The 19269-nt window shown below is 58.1% G+C and carries 15 protein-coding genes and 1 other RNA gene; 11 read left to right on the forward strand and 5 right to left on the reverse strand.

The genetic code is table 11. The features are described 5' to 3' along the window. Positions 1–203 precede the first annotated feature (203 nt). Together C2E15_RS09735 and C2E15_RS09740 are read left to right on the forward strand one after the other, a co-directional pair. Complete coding sequence (locus C2E15_RS09735) at positions 204–944, forward strand: EAL domain-containing protein (RefSeq protein ID WP_104957190.1); 741 nt, start codon at positions 204–206, stop codon at positions 942–944. A gap of 76 nt (positions 945–1020) precedes the next feature. Continuing rightward, on the forward strand, positions 1021–2460 hold the full coding sequence (locus C2E15_RS09740; RefSeq protein ID WP_104957191.1) for a protein adenylyltransferase SelO: 1440 nt from the start codon (positions 1021–1023) through the stop codon (positions 2458–2460). Positions 2461–2653: 193 nt separating this feature from the next. Here C2E15_RS09740 and C2E15_RS09745 read toward each other — a convergent pair whose 3' ends face one another. Further along, the gene (locus C2E15_RS09745; protein ID WP_104957192.1) at positions 2654–3700 is read right to left on the reverse strand and encodes a 3-deoxy-7-phosphoheptulonate synthase; all 1047 of its coding nucleotides are present in this window, start codon (positions 3698–3700) and stop codon (positions 2654–2656) included. 167 nt (positions 3701–3867) lie between these two features. Then, positions 3868–4695 (reverse strand): posphoenolpyruvate synthetase regulatory kinase/phosphorylase PpsR, encoded by an 828-nt coding sequence (gene ppsR / locus C2E15_RS09750; RefSeq protein WP_425438035.1) that lies wholly within the window; start codon positions 4693–4695, stop codon positions 3868–3870. Positions 4696–5183: 488 nt separating this feature from the next. Between ppsR and ppsA the strand changes: the two genes are divergently transcribed. Further along, positions 5184–7556, forward strand: a complete 2373-nt coding sequence (gene ppsA / locus C2E15_RS09755) for a phosphoenolpyruvate synthase (protein WP_104957194.1) — start codon at positions 5184–5186, stop codon at positions 7554–7556. A 67-nt stretch (positions 7557–7623) separates the two neighbouring features. Here the strand turns inward: ppsA and rprA are convergent. Then, positions 7624–7733: antisense sRNA RprA (gene rprA, locus C2E15_RS09760), an RNA gene on the reverse strand. Positions 7734–7983: 250 nt separating this feature from the next. Next, positions 7984–9114 (reverse strand): AI-2E family transporter YdiK, encoded by a 1131-nt coding sequence (ydiK, locus tag C2E15_RS09765; protein ID WP_104957195.1) that lies wholly within the window; start codon positions 9112–9114, stop codon positions 7984–7986. Between the two features lie 218 nt (positions 9115–9332). On the opposite strand from ydiK, the gene ydiJ reads away from it, so the two are divergent. Together ydiJ and C2E15_RS09775 are read left to right on the forward strand one after the other, a co-directional pair. Beyond that, positions 9333–12389: a D-2-hydroxyglutarate dehydrogenase YdiJ gene (ydiJ, locus tag C2E15_RS09770; RefSeq protein WP_104957196.1), complete on the forward strand. Its 3057-nt coding sequence runs from the start codon at positions 9333–9335 to the stop codon at positions 12387–12389. After that, a complete protein-coding gene (locus C2E15_RS09775; RefSeq protein ID WP_104957197.1) occupies positions 12386–12820 on the forward strand; it encodes a hotdog fold thioesterase in 435 nt (144 codons plus the stop codon). The genes ydiJ and C2E15_RS09775 overlap by 4 nt, the downstream gene beginning before the upstream one ends. Before the next feature lie 3 nt (positions 12821–12823). Here the strand turns inward: C2E15_RS09775 and C2E15_RS09780 are convergent, their stop codons facing one another. Further along, positions 12824–13228, reverse strand: coding sequence for a hypothetical protein (locus C2E15_RS09780; protein WP_104957198.1), 405 nt, complete (start codon positions 13226–13228; stop codon positions 12824–12826). Between the two features lie 390 nt (positions 13229–13618). Here C2E15_RS09780 and sufA point away from each other — a divergent pair, with 390 nt between their 5' ends. The 6 genes from sufA to sufE are packed head-to-tail and all read left to right on the forward strand — an operon-like array spanning position 13619 to position 19211. Beyond that, positions 13619–13993 carry a Fe-S cluster assembly scaffold SufA gene (gene sufA, locus C2E15_RS09785; protein ID WP_104957199.1) on the forward strand — a complete coding sequence of 125 codons (375 nt, stop codon included), beginning with the start codon at positions 13619–13621 and terminating at the stop codon, positions 13991–13993. Positions 13994–14000: 7 nt separating this feature from the next. After that, positions 14001–15497 (forward strand): Fe-S cluster assembly protein SufB, encoded by a 1497-nt coding sequence (gene sufB / locus C2E15_RS09790; RefSeq protein WP_104957200.1) that lies wholly within the window; start codon positions 14001–14003, stop codon positions 15495–15497. Positions 15498–15545: 48 nt separating this feature from the next. Next, positions 15546–16292: a Fe-S cluster assembly ATPase SufC gene (gene sufC / locus C2E15_RS09795; protein ID WP_104957201.1), complete on the forward strand. Its 747-nt coding sequence runs from the start codon at positions 15546–15548 to the stop codon at positions 16290–16292. Further along, complete coding sequence (gene sufD / locus C2E15_RS09800; RefSeq protein ID WP_104957202.1) at positions 16267–17553, forward strand: Fe-S cluster assembly protein SufD; 1287 nt, start codon at positions 16267–16269, stop codon at positions 17551–17553. The genes sufC and sufD overlap by 26 nt, the downstream gene beginning before the upstream one ends. After that, positions 17543–18766 (forward strand): cysteine desulfurase SufS, encoded by a 1224-nt coding sequence (gene sufS / locus C2E15_RS09805; protein ID WP_104957203.1) that lies wholly within the window; start codon positions 17543–17545, stop codon positions 18764–18766. Before sufD ends, sufS begins: the two co-directional genes overlap by 11 nt. Before the next feature lie 28 nt (positions 18767–18794). After that, positions 18795–19211, forward strand: a complete 417-nt coding sequence (gene sufE, locus C2E15_RS09810; protein ID WP_104957204.1) for a cysteine desulfuration protein SufE — start codon at positions 18795–18797, stop codon at positions 19209–19211. The last annotated feature ends 58 nt before the right edge of the window (positions 19212–19269 follow it).

The raw sequence follows: 19269 nt of genomic DNA on the forward strand, positions 1-19269 counted from the left end.
TTATGGCTTACTGTTTAATGCGATGTGTGTCGCAAAAATATTAGCGGCAATAATGATCTATTTGAGTTATATCTCGCGGTATCAGTGAGTTAACCGGCGGTGGCAGGTAATTGATGCTGCAGGCTAACATTACGGAAGCTATTGATTGTATTATTTTGTTAGTATAGGATGCGCAAACTGCCACTTTTTTATGGCTAAAAAAAATGACAACCCAAAATTTCGCTGATTATTATATTCACACAGCCTTTAACCCTGTTTATGCTTTAAATGGTCAACTGCTTGCCGTGGATTTGCTTTCCAGCTTTATCCACTCCTCTCTTAATGTTTCGGTACCGCAAGATATTTTACTGCCGCAGTTTGATGACGAACAGCGTTTGCAAACGCTGCAGAAGCACATCACGCTCGTTGAGCATTATCATGATTTTTTTATTCAAAATAATATTGCGGTGATATTGAATCTCGATGAAACAATGGCCCGGACCATTTTATCAAGCGACTTCTTGCTTCGTAAATTACGTCCGCTCTCCGCGCTGGAATTAGCGCTTAGTGAAAGTTTTCCCGATTTTAAATTGGGCAGGGATAACCCTGTATTAAGCGCGCTAAGCGATAATTTCACCCTGACGCTGAATAATTTCGGTTCAGGTAAAGCGCCGGCAAAAGCGGTATACGATAATCTCTTTACGCGCATCAAGCTGGACCGCTATTTTCTGCAGCAAACGCTGAAGCGCGGCACGTCCAGCGCTGTGCTGAAAGCGGTAACCCATCAAATCGGCGATCACTGTCAGCAACTTATCGCGCAGGGCATTGACGATCTCGCCACGCTGGATAACGTTGCGCCTTTCCCTTTCACCGGCCTGCAGGGCGCTCTGTTTCCGCCGGTGCCGGCAAATCAGCTGGCGACGTTAACCGAACCGCCGAACGGCTTTTCCGGCGGCCAGTGCTGAGAAATCCGCCCGTTTTCCCTGCCTCCCGCGCCACTTCGGGTTACACTTAAACCTTAATGCGGTATACGGAGGCAGCATGGAGTTCAATAACACCTGGCATAATGAGTTAAGCGGATTTTATACCGCGCTGAATCCTACTCCGCTGGCTAATGCGCGCCTGCTTTACCATAGCGAGGCGCTGGCCCGCGATCTGGAGCTGGACGACAGCTGGTTCACGCCGGAGAAGCAGGGCGTCTGGAGCGGTGAAACGCTGCTGCCTGGCATGCAGCCGCTGGCGCAGGTTTACAGCGGGCATCAGTTCGGCGTCTGGGCCGGGCAGCTGGGCGACGGGCGCGGCATTCTGTTGGGCGAGCAGCAGTTAAGCGACGGGCGCAAATTTGACTGGCATTTAAAAGGCGCCGGCCTGACGCCTTATTCGCGTATGGGCGATGGGCGCGCCGTGCTGCGCTCGACCATCCGCGAATTTCTCGCTTCCGAAGCGCTGCACCATCTCGGCATTCCCACCAGTCGCGCGCTGACCATCGCCGTTAGCGATGAGCCGGTATATCGCGAAACTAAAGAGCGCGGCGCGATGCTGCTGCGCGTGGCGGAAAGTCATGCGCGTTTCGGCCATTTCGAACACTTCTTCTATAACGGCCAGCCGGAGAAAGTGCGTCAGCTGGCGGACTACCTGATTCGCCATCACTGGCCGGCGCTGGAGCAGGAATCCGATCGTTATTTGCTGTGGTTTACCGATGTGGTGGAGCGCACCGCGCGGCTTATTGCCGCCTGGCAGAGCGTCGGCTTCGCCCATGGCGTCATGAACACCGATAATATGTCGGTGCTGGGCATGACGCTCGATTATGGCCCTTACGGTTTTCTCGATGAGTATCAGCCGGGCTATATCTGTAATCATTCCGATTATCAGGGGCGTTATGCGTTCGACAACCAGCCGATGATCGGCCTGTGGAACCTTAACCGTCTGGCGCATGCGTTATCGGAACTGTTGACCACCGAGCAGCTTAAGCAGGCATTAAGCCATTATGAGCCTGCGCTGATGGCCGCCTGGGGCGAAAAAATGCGCGCTAAGCTGGGCTTCCTGACGCCGCAGCAGGAAGATAACGATCTACTGACCGGCCTGCTGGCACTGATGAGTCAGGAGGGCAGCGACTATACCCGTACCTTCCGCATGCTCAGCGAGGTTCAGCAGCAGGAGGGCCGTTCGCCGCTGCGCGACGAATTTATCGATCGTGAGGCGTTTGATGCCTGGTACCAGCGCTATCAGCAGCGTCTGTTGAAAGATGAGAGCAGCGATGAGACGCGCCAGCAGCGGATGAAGGCCGTCAACCCGGCAGTGATTTTGCGTAACTATCTGGCGCAGCAGGCGATCGAAGGCGCTGAACAGGGCGACATCACCATGCTGAAGCACCTGCATCAGGCGCTGTCCGATCCGTTCAGCGGGGCGCCTGAATTTGCCGATCTCGCCGGGCGTCCGCCGGAGTGGAGCAAAAAAATCGAAGTGAGCTGCTCCAGCTAAGCGCGGGACAGCGGACAGAGCGCTGCCCTGGATAGCACGCAGAGAGGGGGATCACACTCAGGCAGATATCGTGCAAATGCGGGCAGCAGACAAAAAAGCCGGTCACAGGACCGGCTTTTTATTGCGCAAATTTTATCGCGGTGCCTGATGCTGTCAGGCGGCGGGGCGCTATCAGCATCAGAACGGAAGAGTGTCAGAAACGGCTGTCGACTGCGTCAGCCAGTAGCGCCAGCACCGCTTCGCTATCTTCCCAGCCCAGGCAGGGATCGGTAATCGACTGGCCATAGGTCAGCGGCTTGCCACTGACGACCGGTTGGTTGCCTTCCTGCAAAAAGCTCTCGATCATCACGCCGCCGATAGCGCGGGAGCCATCGCGGATCTGCCGCGCCACCGATTCCGCCACCTCGCGCTGGCGGCGATGCTGCTTCAGGCAGTTGCCGTGGCTGAAATCCACCACCAGCTGTTCCGGCAGGGCGAATTCGCGCAGGCTGGCCACCGCGGCGGCGATATCCTCCGGATGATAGTTCGGCGTTCTACCGCCGCGCATAATGATGTGTCCGGATGGATTGCCGCTGGTTTGATAGATGGTCATCTGTCCGTTTTTATCCGGCGACAGGAACATATGGCTGACGCGCGCGGCGCGAATAGCATCGACCGCGATGCGCGTATTGCCGTCGGTGCCATTTTTAAAGCCGACCGGGCAGGAGAGAGCCGAGGCCATTTCGCGATGGATCTGGCTTTCGGTGGTGCGGGCGCCGATCGCCCCCCAGCTGATTAAATCGGCAATAAACTGGCCGATCACCATATCGAGGAACTCCGTCGCCGTCGGCAGGCCGAGGGCGTTGATATCGAGCAGCAGCTTGCGCGCGATACCGAGACCTTCGTTGACGCGGAAAGAGCCGTCGAGGCCGGGATCGGAAATCAGCCCCTTCCAGCCGACCACGGTGCGCGGTTTTTCAAAATAGGTGCGCATAACGATCTCCAGCCGGTGCTGGTATTTGTCATGCAGCGTTTTGAGCCGGGCGGCGTAATCAAGCGCGGCGTGCGGATCGTGCAGCGAGCAGGGGCCGATAATCACCAGCAGGCGCGGGTCGTCGCCGGCCAGAATGCGCGCGATGCGCTGCCGGGCGGCGGTAACGTTCTCAATAATGTTTGCAGTGATGGGGTGCTGCTGCGCCAGCGCGGCGGGCGTTACCAGACTATCGATGCGCGCGGTGCGCAGTTCATCAGTTTTATTCATTGCTATCTCGAAAATTTGTCTTCGCAGCGGCTGAAGTGCCGGGAAGTGATGACGATCACAATAAACCAATCAGCCGTAAATTCAACCGCCTGTCGCCGCTAAAACGTGCCGTGCCGTCACGCTATCAGCCCGGCGCGCTAAGCGATTGGCCCCGGGCGACGCCTGAATTAATACATACGACGGGTCAGACCCATAATATCGAGGATCTTGGTGGCGATCTCCTCCACCGAATAGTTAGTGCTGTTGAGATAACGAATCTGGTGCGAGCGGAACAGCGCCTCTACTTCGCCTACCTCCAGCCGACACTGGCGCATCGAGGCGTAGCGGGTGTTTTCCGCACGCTCCTGCCGAATCGCCGCCAGCCGCTCCGGATCGATGGTCAGGCCGAATAGCTTGTGCTGATACGGCTTCAGCGCTGGCGGCAGCTTCAGGTTGTCCATATCGTCGGCGATAAAAGGATAATTCGCGGCGCGTACGCCGAACTGCATTGCCAGATAGAGGCTGGTGGGCGTTTTACCGCAGCGGGAGACGCCCAGCAAAATCACCTGCGCCTCATCCAGCCCGCGCAGGGAAATGCCGTCATCGTGCGCCAGGGCGTAATCGATCGCCGCGATGCGCGCGTCATATTTGCCGAGATTGCTGGCAGTAAGGCCGTGGGTGCGGTGAGCAACCGGCGCCGGCGCCATGCCCAGCTCCTGCTGCAGCGGCGCGACCAGCGCCTGAACGATATCCTGACAAAAGCCATCGCTTTGCAGGATCACCTCGCGCACCTCAGGCTGGACGATAGAGAAAAAGACCAGCGGACGCAGGCCGCTTTGCTGATAGATGGCGTTGATCTGCGCCTTCACCGCCTGCGCGCGCTGCACATTCTCCACGAAGGGCAGGGTAAAGCTGTTGGTGGCAACCGGAAACTGCGACAGCACCGCATGGCCCAGCACTTCAGCCGTAATGGCGGTCCCGTCGGAAATACAAAAAACGCTGCGTTCTGCCGTCATGTTTATTCTCTCTGTTGCAGGGTTAATTGAGCCTGGCGGATAACGTCAAAGAAGGCAATCGGCAATTTCCAGTCCTGTAAAACAAAAATTCCACCTTTAATTATTTTGAAATTTATTTTTTCAGAAAATGCCGTCGCCGCCGCAATGGCATAAATAAATGAAATGCTGTTCCTGATGTCATTTATTTTCCGCGTTTTAACCGCGCGCCAAAAAAGTAAAAACGGCTACGGCGCGTTGCGCAACGGAATAAATCAGGTAAAACGCTTACATTAATTCATGCGTATGATTTTTAATAAGATAATTAAAATTATTTTTGTTGCGCAAATGGAATAAAACAGGCGGAGTTTTCTTAAATTCGTTTTTTTTCGCCTGCTTGAACGATTCAACACTTTCGCTTTTGCAAGGCGCTGTGCCAGGCTGGATAAGCGTAATAAGCGCATTTTTTCGTTCTCTGTACCCCCTAACATCACCGTAAAAGGATTGTCTCAATGTCCGATAAAGAAATGCCGCTCGTGCTCTGGTATAGCCAGTTAGGCATGAACGATGTTGATCGCGTGGGAGGCAAGAACGCCTCTCTCGGTGAAATGATTACTAACCTGTCGTCGCTCGGCGTATCCGTTCCAGACGGTTTTGCGACCACCGCTGATGCATTCAATCTATTTCTCGATCAGAGCGGCGTTAACCAACGTATCTATACCCTGCTGGACCAGACCGATATCGATGATGTGGATGCGCTGGCGAAAGCAGGCAAGCAGATCCGTCAATGGATTGTCGAGACCCCTTTTCAGCCCGCGCTGGAAGAGGCGATTCGCGATGCTTATCAGCAACTCTCGGCAGATGACGCCGACGCCTCTTTTGCGGTGCGCTCCTCGGCTACGGCGGAAGATATGCCTGACGCCTCCTTCGCTGGCCAGCAGGAAACCTTCCTTAACGTTCAGGGCTTCGATGCGGTGCTGGTGGCGGTGAAGCATGTGTACGCCTCGCTGTTCAACGATCGCGCTATCTCTTATCGCGTGCATCAGGGATATGATCATCGCGGCGTGGCGCTTTCCGCAGGCGTGCAGCGTATGGTGCGTTCCGATCAGGCTTCATCCGGCGTGATGTTCACCATCGACACCGAATCGGGCTTTGATCAGGTGGTGTTTATTACCGCCGCCTGGGGGCTGGGGGAAATGGTGGTGCAGGGGGCGGTCAACCCCGACGAATTTTATGTGCATAAGCCGACGCTGCAGGCCAGCCGTCCGGCTATTGTGCGCCGCAATATGGGCTCCAAGAAAATCCGCATGGTCTATGCCGATTCACAGGCGCACGGTGAACAGGTAAGAATCGAAGATGTGCCTACGGAAGACCGCGATCGCTTCTGCCTCAGCGACGAAGAGGTGCAGGCGCTGGCGCGCCAGGCGGTGCAAATCGAGCAGCACTACAAGCGCCCGATGGATATCGAATGGGCGAAGGATGGCCATACCGGCAAGCTCTATATCGTACAGGCGCGTCCGGAAACCGTACGCTCCAACGGTCAGGTGATGGAGCGCTATACGCTGCAGGGCAAAGGCGGCGTGGTGGTGGAAGGCCGTGCCATCGGCCATCGCATCGGCGCCGGCGAAGTGAAGGTGATCCATGATATCAGCGAAATGAACCGCATCCAGAAAGGGGATGTGCTGGTCACCGACATGACCGACCCGGACTGGGAGCCGATCATGAAAAAAGCGGCGGCGATCGTCACCAACCGCGGCGGGCGCACCTGTCACGCGGCGATCATCGCCCGCGAGCTGGGCATCCCGGCGGTCGTCGGCTGCGGCGACGCCACCGATCGCCTGCAGGATGGCCATAAGGTTACGGTCTCCTGCGCTGAAGGTGATACCGGCTACGTCTATGACGATCTGCTTGACTTCGACGTCACCAGCTCGCAGGTCGACGAAATGCCGGCGCTGCCGCTGAAGATTATGATGAACGTCGGCAACCCCGATCGCGCCTTCGATTTCGCCTGCCTGCCCAACGAAGGCGTGGGGCTGGCGCGTCTGGAATTTATCATCAACCGTATGATCGGCGTGCATCCCAAAGCGCTGCTGGAGTTCGACCAGCAGACGCCGGAGCTGCAGCAGCAGATCCGCGAGCTGATGAAAGGCTTTGACGATCCGGTAGAGTTCTATATCGGCCGCCTGACGGAAGGGATTGCGACGCTGGGCGCGGCGTTTGCGCCGAAGCGCGTGATTGTGCGTCTCTCCGACTTCAAATCTAACGAATACGCCAACCTGGTAGGCGGCGAGCGCTATGAGCCGGAAGAAGAGAACCCGATGCTCGGTTTCCGCGGTGCTGGTCGCTACGTGGCGGATCGCTTCCGCGACTGTTTTGCGCTGGAGTGCGAAGCAGTGAAGCGCGTGCGTAATGAGATGGGGCTGACCAACGTCGAAATCATGATCCCGTTTGTGCGCACCGTGGCGCAGGCGGAGGCGGTGATTGAGGAGCTGGCGCGTCAGGGGCTGAAGCGCGGCGAGGATGGGCTGAAAATCATCATGATGTGCGAAATCCCCTCTAATGCGCTATTGGCGGAGCAATTCCTCGAACACTTCGACGGCTTCTCTATCGGTTCGAACGATATGACGCAGCTGGCGCTGGGGCTGGACCGCGATTCCGGCGTGGTGTCGGAGCTGTTTGATGAGCGCAATGAGGCGGTAAAAGCGCTGCTGTCGATGGCGATCCGCGCCGCCAAAAAACAGGGCAAATATGTCGGCATCTGCGGTCAGGGGCCGTCCGATCATCAGGACTTCGCCGCCTGGCTGATGGAAGAGGGCATCGACAGCCTGTCGCTTAACCCGGACACCGTTGTTCAGACCTGGCTGAGCCTGGCGGAGATAAAGTAAAAGATCCCTTAATAATGTCACTTAACGATAAAGGCCGGAATTTCCGGCCTTTTTACTGGGCTTCAGACAAAAAAAAAGCCCATCACATGGGATGGGCAAAGACTACACACAGCAATTCTTCACTTTACTCAGGGGAAAAAGGTTGTTTAAAAATCAGAGGTTTGATCCTAAACATGGCACTCATAGTATTCAGCAAAGGGTTAGCCGTCTTTAAGAATCCTCTTATTAGTTAACCACTGATAATATTTTGTCGGGGGTAACCCGCTATTTCGCCAAAAAAACTGTGGCATAAGTAATCAATTTCGCGCTGGCACTACCCCAAAAGGCGTAAAGCGGCGATTAAAGATAAATAACGTTAATAAAAGTCTGTTGGCAGGAAAGGGTTAAAAAATGCCGGACGGCGGGCGCCGTCCGGCAGCAGGATTGATCAGTGCGCGGAGCCGCTTTGCTTCACTTCTTCTTCATGCTCAGCCAGTTCCTCCACTACATCTTCAGGATCTTCATGCGGCATCGGCGCCTCATGCATCCACACTGAGACCAGACGATAGGAGACCGCCAGCACCACCGGGCCGATAAACAGGCCGATCATGCCGAAGGCGACCAGCCCACCGATTACGCCGGAGAGGATCAGAATCATCGGCAAATCGGCGCCCATGCGGATCAGCACCGGACGCAGCACGTTATCCAGCGTGCCAACAACGCAGCTCCAGACCAGCAGCACCGTGCCCCAGGTCGTATCGCCGCTCCAGTAGAGCCAGATTACCGCCGGGATCAGCACCGGCAGTGGCCCGGCCTGCACCAGGCAGAACAGGATCATCAGCACCGTCAGCAGCGTGGCGTAAGGAATGCCCGAAATGGCCAGGCCGATGCCGCCCAGTACGCCCTGGACCAGCGCGGTTACCACCACGCCCAGCGCCACCGCGCGGATCGCCTGGCCGGCCAGCAGCACTGCCGCGTCGCCGCGCCGTGAAGCGAGGCGGAAAGCGAAGTGGCGAATGCCATTGCCTACCTGCTCGCCGCGCCAGAAGAGCAGGATGCTGAACAGCAGCATCAGGCCGAGGTGCAGCAGAAAACGGCCGAAATGGCCCGCCTGCGCGACGAAAAAGCCGGTGGTGCGGCCGACGTAAGGCTGCACTTTGGCCATCAGCGCGCTGCCGCCGCCATCCAGCAGCAGGTGATAGCTGGCGTACAGCTTACTGCCGACCAGCGGGATATCATGCAGCCAGTTCAGCTGCGGCGGATGTAAATGGCCGGAGGTGGCCCAGGCGACAATCGGCCCGACATTATCAATCAGGCTGTTAACCAGCAGCGCGACCGGAATAATAAACAGCAGCAGCAGGATCAGCGTCATGGCGATAATCGCCAGCGTTCGCCGTCCCCAGAGCAGCGCCTGCAGCTTCAGCATCAGCGGCCAGGTGGCGATAACCACCATGCTCGCCCAGGCGAAGCCGAGGATAAAGGGCTGTACTACCCAGAAACAGGCGACAATCATCAGCAGGATGAACATCAGAGAGAAAAGAATTTGGGTTAAATCCATTTCCTGTTGCAGTTTTCTCATACGAAAAAAAGATCCTTAATTTGAGCCTTGCCATCGTCAGCGGCCCCGTGCCGCCCAACCTCTAATAATGCGGGATTTCTTCACGTTGCGACAGTAGCGCGCGGCGGAAGTTTTTACCTTTCCTGAAAAAACAGCGGCTCATAAAAAAATGTGATACAACGAGAATCAGCAACAAAAACAGCAAGCGCAAACGATACACAACATTTGGTCACCCGATAATGATCCCACAGATTTCTCAGGCGCCGGGCCTCGTGCAGCTGGTGCTTTCATTTCTGGACACGCTGAAACAGCGCGGTTTCACCGGTGATACGGCCACCAGCTATGCCGACCGTCTCACCCTGTCCACCGATAACAGTATTTACCAACTTTTGCCGGACGCGGTGCTTTTTCCACGATCCACCGCCGATGTGGCGCTGATCGCCAGCGTCGCCGCCAGCCCGGCGTTCGCCAGCCTGACCTTCGCCCCGCGCGGCGGCGGCACCGGCACCAACGGCCAGTCGCTGAATCAGGGCATCGTGGTGGATATGTCGCGCTATATGAATCGTATCCTGGAGGTGAACCCCGAACAGGGCTGGGTGCGCGTCGAAGCTGGCGTGATTAAAGATCAGCTCAATGCCTATCTCAAGCCGCTGGGCTACTTCTTTTCGCCGGAGCTGTCCACCAGCAACCGTGCCACGCTGGGCGGGATGATCAACACCGACGCCTCCGGACAGGGGTCGCTGGTGTATGGCAAAACCTCCGATCACGTGCTGGGGCTGCGCGCGGTGCTGCTGGGTGGCGATATTCTCGATACCCGCGCCATGCCGATAGGCCTGGCGGAGCAGCTGGCGCAGGAGCAGACGCCGGAAGGGCGTATCTATCACACCGTGCTTTCCCGCTGCCGCGAGCAGCGCGATCTGATTACCGAAAAATTCCCGCCGCTGAATCGCTTTCTGACCGGGTACGATCTGCGTCACGTGCTGAGCGACGATCTGCAAACGTTCGATTTAACCCGCATTCTCTGCGGCGCCGAAGGGACGCTGGCCTTTATCAGTGAAGCGCGCCTGAACATTACGCCGCTGCCTGCGGTGCGCCGGCTGGTCAACATCAAATATGACTCGTTCGATTCCGCGCTGCGCAATGCGCCGCTGATGGTGGAGGCGAAAGCGCTATCGGTGGAGACAGTCGATTCGAAAGTGCTGAACCTGGCGCGCGAGGATATCGTCTGGCATTCGGTGCGCGAACTGATCACTGACGTACCGGGCAAAGAGATGCTCGGCATCAATATCGTCGAGTTCGCCGGCGACGACGCGCCGCTGATCGATGCGCGGGTCGCCGCGCTCTGCGAGCGTCTCGACGCGCTGATGGCGCAGCGTCAGGGCGGCATCATCGGCTATCAGCTCTGCAACGATATCGGCGCCATTGAGCGCATCTATAACATGCGTAAAAAGGCGGTGGGCCTGCTGGGCAACGCCAAAGGGCGTGCCAAGCCGATCCCCTTCGTCGAGGATACGGCGGTGCCGCCGGCGCGGCTGGCGGACTATATCGTCGAATTCCGCGCGCTGCTCGACGGGCATGGGCTCAATTACGGCATGTTCGGCCACGTCGATGCCGGGGTGCTGCATGTGCGTCCGGCGCTGGATATGTGCGATCCGCAGCAGGAGCTGCTGATGAAACAGATCTCCGACGAAGTGGTGGCGCTGACGGCGCGCTATGGCGGCCTGCTGTGGGGCGAACATGGCAAAGGCTTTCGCGCCCAATACAGCCCGGCATTTTTCGGCGAGGTGCTGTATGAAGAGCTGCGCCGCATTAAGGCGGCGTTCGATCCTGACAACCGCCTCAACCCCGGCAAAATATGTACGCCGCTCGGCGTCGACGACCCGATGATGCAGGTCGACAGCGTGACGCGCGGCTACTATGACCGTCAGATCCCGCTTGAGGTGCGCAATGACTGGCGCGGCGCGCTGGAGTGCAACGGCAACGGACTCTGCTTTAACTTCGATGCGCGCAGCCCGATGTGCCCGTCGATGAAGATCACCCGCAACCGTATTCACTCGCCGAAAGGGCGCGCCACGCTGACGCGCGAGTGGCTGCGTCTGCTGGCGGAGAAGGGCGTCGATCCGCTGGCGCTGGAGCGGCAGCTCCCGGAATCGGCCATCAGCCTGCGCGGGCTGATCGCGCGCACCCGCAACAGCTGGTATGCGCGCAAAGGGGAGTATGACTTTTCCCACGAGGTGAAAGAGGCGATGTCCGGCTGCCTCGCCTGTAAGGCCTGTTCGACGCAGTGCCCGATTAAAATTGACGTACCGGCATTTCGCTCGCGCTTTCTGCAGCTCTACCACACCCGCTATCTGCGTCCGGTCGGCGATCACCTGGTGGCGGCGGTGGAAAACTACGCGCCGGTGATGGCGCGCGCGCCGCGTGCGTTTAACTTCTTCCTGCGCCAGCCCTGGGTGCGCAGCCTCAGCCAGCGCCATATCGGCATGGTCGATCTGCCGCTGTTCTCCACGCCGACGCTGAAACAGCAGCTGGCGGGCCACCCGGCGGCGGCGACCACGCTGGAGCAGCTGGAGCAGCTTGATGCCGCGCAGCGCGAAAACACGGTGCTGGTGGTGCAGGACCCCTTTACCAGCTATTACGAAGCGCAGCTGGTGGCGGATTTTGTGCGCCTGATAGAGAAACTGGGTTACCGGCCGGTGCTGCTGCCATTCTCCCCTAACGGCAAGGCGCAGCATATCAAAGGCTTCCTGAAGCGGTTCGCCCGTACCGCGCAAAAAACAGCTGACTTCCTGAACCGGCTGGCGCAGCTGGGAATGCCGCTGGTCGGCGTCGATCCGGCGCTGGTGCTGTGCTACCGCGATGAGTATAAGCAGACGCTGGGCGACCGACGGGGCGATTTCCACGTGCAGCTGGTGCATGAATGGCTGCATCAGGCGCTGGCGTCACGCGATATCCAGACGCCGGCCGGCGAGGCCTGGTATCTGTTTGCCCACTGTACCGAGGTCACCGCGCTGCCCGCCACCCCGGATCAATGGGCGGCAATCTTTGCTCGCTTCGGCGCCCGGCTGGAGAATATCAACGTCGGCTGCTGCGGCATGGCGGGTACCTATGGCCACGAGGCGAAAAACCTTGAGAACTCGCTGGGGATCTATGAACTGTCGTGGCATCCGCAGCTGCAGAGGCTGCCACGCCAGCGCTGCCTGGCCACCGGCTACTCCTGCCGCAGCCAGGTGAAGCGCATCGAAGGCAACGGCATGCGTCATCCGCTGCAGGCGCTGCTGGAGCTGATGCCATGAGCATCTGGAAACGGCAGGCGACGCTGGCAGCGATCAACGCGCGCAGCGTCGGGAATCTGGTTGGCCATTTGGGCATTCGCTTTACCGCGCTGTCAGACAATGAACTGGAGGCGGTGATGCCGGTGGATGAACGGACCTGTCAGCCGTTCGGCCTGCTGCACGGCGGCGCGTCGGCGGCGCTGGCGGAGACGCTGGGATCGATGGCGGGTTATCTCTGTACTGAAGGCGAGGAGACGCTGGTCGGGCTGGAGATTAACGCCAGCCACCTGCGCGCGGTGCGCGCAGGTGAGGTGCGCGGACGCTGTCGTCCGCTGCAGCTGGGCCGCACCCATCAGGTCTGGCAGATTGAAATCTTCGACAGCCAGCAACGTCTCTGCTGCAGCGCCCGGCTCTCGACGGCGATAAGGCAGCCGGCGGCGAAACAGGCGTAAAGGCTACCAGATCCAGGCGGCGTGTTTGACGAAATCGCTCTGCAGCGCGGTGGCTTTTTCCCAGTCGCCGCTCATCATCAGCTGACGGCAGAGCAGGCTCAGCGAATGGCGTGCCAGCTGGCACGCCTGCATGCGGAACAGCCGCTCGCGCGCGTTATTATTGATCTCCTGCAGCAGCCGGTGATGCAGTTTGCCCAGCGCGTGCAGATAACTTTGCTCATCGCCATTGAGCTGGCAGAGTTCGGCCATATCTAAACAGGTGTCGTTAAAATTACGCAGCTGATCGAGCGAGCAGTCAGGGCGATTCAGTTTGGCCTGCGCCAGGTAGAAATCGACCGTACTGTCGCGCACGGCAAACTTATACTCATCAATTTTGTACTGTAGCCAGGCATTGATGGAAACGTTCATGCTTCACCCGTGGCGTGTTAATGATAATCATTATCATAATAAAATCGGTTCAGGTTGCAATGGCGATAAAGAAGAATTTATCCATTAATGCTGCCTGTCGATAAAATCGGCAATAACAATCCTCTTCGCCGTCAGGAAGCGTAAAATAACGGCAACGGGGATTTAATGCAGCGGATGCTTTTTAACAGAATGATTTTCCACTATTATTCTCCGCCCTGGCGGGCACTGTCGCTCTTCCGGCAAACTGTCTGGCAGGGACTATCCTTAATAAACCGGCATGAAAAAGGACGTTTTGCGCTTATCCCTGCAAAACAAGAGGTTGAAGCAATTACCATTATCACTACCATAGTGGGATAGGCCGCCAGGCATCGCATCGCGAGGTAATAAACTATGCAATCTGCAAATCCGGCATCTTTCTCTCCAGATGAGTTCGTCTGGAAGGGTCTGACCTTAACTGACAGCGCGGCGCAGCAAATCAAAACGCTTGCCGCTAACGATCCGCATGTAAAAGGGCTGCGACTGGGCGTGAAACAGTCGGGCTGCGCGGGCTTCGGCTACATCATGGACCTGGTGAAAGAACCAGCGGAAGACGATCTGCTGTTTACCCATCAGGGCGCAACGCTGTACGTGCCGCTGCAGGCGATGCCGTTTATTGACGGCACGCAGGTCGATTTTGTGCGCGAAGGTCTGAATCAGGTATTTAAATTCAATAACCCTAAAGCTCAGCACGCCTGCGGTTGTGGCGAGAGCTTTGGCGTCGAGTAACATTGCTATGTCCCGAAACAGTGAAGCATCAGATGACGTACAAATCTGGGAAGGCGGCCGACAGAATTATAAGGAAGGCTTCTTTACCCACCTGCAGACCGACGAGCTGGCGCATGGCATCAGCGAAGAGGTGGTGCGCGCCATTTCCGCCAAGCGCAACGAGCCGGCGTGGATGCTCGAATTCCGCCTGAAGGCGTATGAAGCCTGGCTGCAAATGGAAGAGCCGCACTGGCTGAAAGCCCATTACGATAAGCTCGACTATCAGGATTACAGTTACTACTCGGCACCCTCCTGCGGCAACTGCGACGACAGCTGCGCCTCGGAGCCGGGCGCGACGCAAACCTCCGGCGCGCAGGCGAGCAGCAGCTATCTGACGCAGGAAGTGGAAAAAGCGTTCGATCAGCTTGGCGTGCCGGTGCGCGAAGGCAAAGAGGTGGCGGTCGACGCCATTTTCGACTCCGTCTCCGTGGCCACCACCTATCGCCATAAGCTGGCGGAGCAGGGCATTATCTTCTGCTCCTTCGGCGAAGCGATTCAGGAACATCCGGAGCTGGTGCAGAAATACCTCGGCACCGTGGTGCCGCACAACGATAACTTCTTCGCCGCGCTTAACTCGGCGGTCGCTTCCGACGGCACCTTCGTCTATATCCCGAAAGGGGTGCGCTGCCCGATGGAGCTTTCCACCTACTTCCGCATCAACGCGGCGAAAACCGGTCAGTTCGAGCGCACCATTCTGATTGCCGATGAAGATAGCTACGTCAGCTATATCGAAGGCTGCTCGGCGCCGGTGCGCGACAGCTATCAGCTGCATGCGGCGGTGGTGGAAGTGATCATCCACAAAAATGCCGAAGTGAAATACTCCACGGTGCAGAACTGGTTCCCGGGCGGCGAGGGCGAAGGCGGTATCCTCAACTTCGTGACCAAGCGCGCACTGTGCGAAGGCGAAAACAGCAAGATGTCATGGACGCAGTCGGAAACCGGCTCGGCAATCACCTGGAAATACCCCAGCGTGATCCTGCGCGGCGATAACTCCATCGGCGAGTTCTACTCCGTCGCGCTGACCAGCGGCCGCCAGCAGGCGGATACCGGCACCAAGATGATCCATATCGGCAAAAACACCAAGTCGACGATTATTTCCAAAGGGATCTCCGCCGGCAAAAGTCAGAACACCTACCGTGGCCTGGTGAAAATCATGCCGACGGCGACTAACGCCCGTAACTTTACCCAGTGCGACTCGATGCTGATCGGCCCGGACTGCGGCGCGCATACTTTCCCGTATGTGGAGACGCGCAATAACACCGCGCAGCTGGAGCATGAAGCCACCACGTCGCGCATCGGCGAAGATCAGCTGTTCTACTGCCTGCAGCGCGGCATCAGCGAAGAAGATGCGATCTCAATGATCGTCAACGGCTTCTGTAAGGATGTCTTCTCCGAGCTGCCGCTGGAATTCGCCGTCGAGGCGCAAAAGCTGCTGGCCATCAGTCTGGAACACAGCGTCGGTTAACGCCGGCGTTATCTGCATCGTTGCCTGCGGGCAAGCGAAGGACAAAACATGTTAAGCATTAAAGATTTACAGGTAAGCATTGAAGATAAGGCCATCCTGCGCGGCCTGGATTTAGAGATCAAGCCGGGCGAAGTGCATGCCATCATGGGGCCGAACGGCTCCGGCAAAAGCACGCTTTCCGCTACGCTGGCAGGCCGCGAAGAGTATGAAATCGTTGGCGGTTCAGTGGCGTTTAAGGGCAAGGATCTGCTGGAGCTGTCGCCGGAAGAGCGCGCCGGCGAAGGCATCTTTATGGCTTTCCAGTATCCGGTCGAGATCCCGGGCGTCAGCAACCAGTTCTTCCTGCAGACCGCGGTAAACGCGGTGCGTAAATACCGTGGCCAGGGCGAACTGGATCGTTTCGACTTCCAGGACTTTATCGAAGAGAAGATCGACATGTTGAAGATGCCGGAAGATTTGCTGACCCGTTCAGTGAACGTCGGCTTCTCCGGCGGCGAGAAAAAACGCAACGACATTCTGCAGATGGCGGCGCTGGAGCCGGATCTCTGCATTCTCGATGAAACCGACTCCGGTCTCGATATCGATGCGCTGAAAATCGTCTCTAACGGTGTGAACTCGCTGCGCGACGGCAAGCGCGCTTTTATTATCGTCACGCATTACCAGCGTATCCTCGACTACATCAAGCCTGATTACGTGCATGTGCTGTATCAGGGCAAAATCGTGAAATCTGGCGACTTTACGCTGGTGAAACAGCTGGAGGAGCAAGGCTATGGCTGGCTTACCGACCAGGAGTGAGAACGCGCTGCAGCAGTGGCATCATCTGTTTGAGTCGCGCGGCGACGATCGTTCGCTGCAGGCACAGCAGCACTGGCAGCAGCTGATGCGGCTGGGTCTGCCGACCCGTAAGCATGAGAACTGGAAATATACGCCGCTGGACACGCTGTTCAGCCATCGCTTCGTGCTGCCGACGAACGCAGCGCTGACGGCGGAGCAGGTCGCTTCTCTGGCGCTGCCGCTGGATGCGGTGCGTCTGGTTTTCGTCGACGGCCGATTCGACGCCAGCCTCAGTGACGCCGGGTTCGACCAGTTTGAGGTGCAGGTCGCCAGCGCGGCGGAGCGCCGTAACCTGGCGGCGCCGGTTCAGCCGGAGGTGTTCCTGCACCTGACCGAAAGCCTGGCGGAACAGGCGACCACGCTGCGCCTGGCGCGCGGCAAAGCGGCGGCGCGGCCGCTCTATCTGCTGCATATCAGCAGCGGCCGGATGGAAGAGGCGCTGAACACCGTTCACTATCGCCACCATCTGCAGATTGACGCGGGCGCGCAGGCGCAGATTATCGAACATTACGTCAGCCTGAATGACCAGCCGCACTTTACCGGCGCGCGCCTGACCATGGCGGTGGGCGATAATGCGCAGCTGACCCACACCAAACTGTCGTTTGAAAACGTCGGCAGCTACCACTTTGCGCATAATGATATCGTCGCCGGACGCGATGCCAACGTCAGCAGCCACAGCTTCCTGCTGGGCGCAGGCCTGAGCCGTCACAACACCAGCGCGCAGCTTAACGGCGAAAACAGCAACCTCTCCATTAACAGCCTGGTGCTGCCGGTGGATAAAGAGGTGTGCGATACCCGCACCTGGCTGGAGCATAACAAAGGCTACTGCCAGAGCCGTCAGCTGCATAAAACCATCGTGCGCGACCGTGCGCGCGCCGTCTTTAACGGCATGATCAAGGTGGCGCCGCACGCGCTGAAAACCGACGGTCAGATGACCAATAATAACCTGCTGCTGGGCCGTCTGGCGGAAGTGGACACCAAGCCGCAGCTGGAAATTTACGCCGACGACGTGAAATGCAGCCACGGCGCCACGGTAGGCCGGATCGATGAAGAGCAGATGTTCTATCTGCGCGCGCGCGGCATCAGCGAAGAGGCGGCGCAGCGGATGATTGTCTATGCGTTTGCCGCTGAGCTGACCGAGGCGATTGAAGATGAGACGCTGAAGGCGACCGTTCTTCAGCGTATCGAGCAGCGTTTCCCCGGAGGCATCAATGAATTTTGATCTCGCACGCGTCAGGGCCGACTTCCCGATCCTGTCGCGCGAGGTCAACGGCCAGCCGTTGGCCTACCTTGACAGCGCCGCCAGCGCGCAAAAGCCGCTGGCGGTAATTAACGCTGAAAGCCACTTTTGTCAGCACGGCTACGCCGCAGTGCATCGTGGGATCCACTCCCTGAGCGCCGCCGCCACCACCGATATGGAAAACGTGCGCGCGCAGGCGGCGCGCTTTCTTAACGCCGCCTCGCCGGAAGAGATTGTTTTCGTCAAAGGCACCACCGAGGGCATTAACCTTGTGGCCAACAGCTGGGGCGGCAGTCAGCTGCGCCAGGGCGATAACATCATTATCACCGAGATGGAGCATCACGCGAACATCGTGCCGTGGCAGATGGTGGCGGCGCGCACCGGCGCCGCTATCCGCGTCCTGCCGCTGACCGCGGAAGGCGAGCTGGACAGCGCCCGTCTGGCGTCGCTGATAGACGATCGCACCCGCCTGCTGGCGGTGACTCATGTCTCCAACGTGCTGGGTACCGTTAACCCGGTCAAAGCGCTGGTGGCGCAGGCGAAAGCAGCCGGTCTGGTTACGCTGGTGGATGGCGCGCAGGCGGTCATGCATCAGCGCGTCGATGTGCAGGATATCGGCTGTGATTTTTATGTCTTCTCCGGGCATAAAATTTATGGGCCGACCGGTACCGGCGTGCTGTATGGCCGTCAGGCGCTGCTGGCGGAAATGCCGCCGTGGGAAGGCGGCGGATCGATGATCGAACAGGTTGTCTTGCCGGAAGGCACCACCTATGCGAAAGCGCCGTGGAGCCTGGAGGCGGGCACACCCAATACCGTCGGCATCATCGGTCTTGGCGCCGCGCTGGCCTACGTCGAGGCGCTCGGCCTGGACAATATTCAGGCCTATGAGCAGTCGCTGATGGGCTATGCGCTGGACAAGCTGGCTTCGGTGCCCGATCTGCAGATTTACGGGCCGCAGGCACGCGCCGGCGTTATCGCCTTTAACCTCGGCAAACATCACGCCTATGATGTTGGCAGCTTCCTGGATCAGTATGGTATCGCCATCCGTACCGGCCACCACTGCGCCATGCCATTGATGAAGCACTACGGCGTTCCCGCCATGTGCCGCGCCTCTTTCGCCATGTATAATAGCGAAGAAGAGGCCGATCGGCTTGCCGCAGGGTTGACACGTATACACCGCCTGCTGGGAGGCTAAGGCCGTCCGGCTGGCAAGGGAGGAAGGAATGGCGACACTGCCAGAAAAAGAGAAGCTGGTGCGCAACTTTAACCGTTGCGCCAACTGGGAAGAAAAATACCTGTATGTGATTGAGCTGGGCGGGAAGCTGCCGGAATTGTCCGATTCCTTTCGCCAGGCGGAATACAGCGTTTCCGGCTGCCAGAGCCAGGTCTGGATTGTGATGGATCAGGCTGAGGATGGCACCATTCAACTGCAGGGCGACAGCGATGCCGCTATCGTTAAAGGGTTGATTGCCGTGGTGTTTAGCCTCTATCAGGGAATGACGCCGCAGCAGATCGTCGCCTTTGATGTCCGCCCCTGGTTTGAGCAACTGGCGCTGACGCAGCACCTCACGCCGTCCCGTTCTCAGGGGCTGGAAGCGATGATCCGTACTATTCGCGCCCGCGCTCAGGCGCTCTGCTAAGCTACACTTCTCTCACACCCCGCTACGGTTAGCGGGGTGCGTTCTGTTGACGACGAGA

The organism is Mixta gaviniae (assembly GCF_002953195.1).
Classification (GTDB): domain Bacteria; phylum Pseudomonadota; class Gammaproteobacteria; order Enterobacterales; family Enterobacteriaceae; genus Mixta; species Mixta gaviniae.

Coding starts and splice junctions, on each gene's coding strand:
- C2E15_RS09740 (WP_104957191.1), top strand. CDS start 1,021: ATGGAGTTCAATAACACCTGGCATAATGAGTTAAGCGGATTTTATACC.
- ppsA (WP_104957194.1), top strand. CDS start 5,184: ATGTCCGATAAAGAAATGCCGCTCGTGCTCTGGTATAGCCAGTTAGGC.
- C2E15_RS09780 (WP_104957198.1), bottom strand. CDS start 13,228: ATGAACGTTTCCATCAATGCCTGGCTACAGTACAAAATTGATGAGTAT.
- ydiK (WP_104957195.1), bottom strand. CDS start 9,114: ATGAGAAAACTGCAACAGGAAATGGATTTAACCCAAATTCTTTTCTCT.
- sufE (WP_104957204.1), top strand. CDS start 18,795: ATGGCGACACTGCCAGAAAAAGAGAAGCTGGTGCGCAACTTTAACCGT.
- sufB (WP_104957200.1), top strand. CDS start 14,001: ATGTCCCGAAACAGTGAAGCATCAGATGACGTACAAATCTGGGAAGGC.
- sufD (WP_104957202.1), top strand. CDS start 16,267: ATGGCTGGCTTACCGACCAGGAGTGAGAACGCGCTGCAGCAGTGGCAT.
- C2E15_RS09745 (WP_104957192.1), bottom strand. CDS start 3,700: ATGAATAAAACTGATGAACTGCGCACCGCGCGCATCGATAGTCTGGTA.
- ppsR (WP_425438035.1), bottom strand. CDS start 4,695: ATGACGGCAGAACGCAGCGTTTTTTGTATTTCCGACGGGACCGCCATT.
- sufA (WP_104957199.1), top strand. CDS start 13,619: ATGCAATCTGCAAATCCGGCATCTTTCTCTCCAGATGAGTTCGTCTGG.
- C2E15_RS09735 (WP_104957190.1), top strand. CDS start 204: ATGACAACCCAAAATTTCGCTGATTATTATATTCACACAGCCTTTAAC.
- sufS (WP_104957203.1), top strand. CDS start 17,543: ATGAATTTTGATCTCGCACGCGTCAGGGCCGACTTCCCGATCCTGTCG.
- sufC (WP_104957201.1), top strand. CDS start 15,546: ATGTTAAGCATTAAAGATTTACAGGTAAGCATTGAAGATAAGGCCATC.
- C2E15_RS09775 (WP_104957197.1), top strand. CDS start 12,386: ATGAGCATCTGGAAACGGCAGGCGACGCTGGCAGCGATCAACGCGCGC.
- ydiJ (WP_104957196.1), top strand. CDS start 9,333: ATGATCCCACAGATTTCTCAGGCGCCGGGCCTCGTGCAGCTGGTGCTT.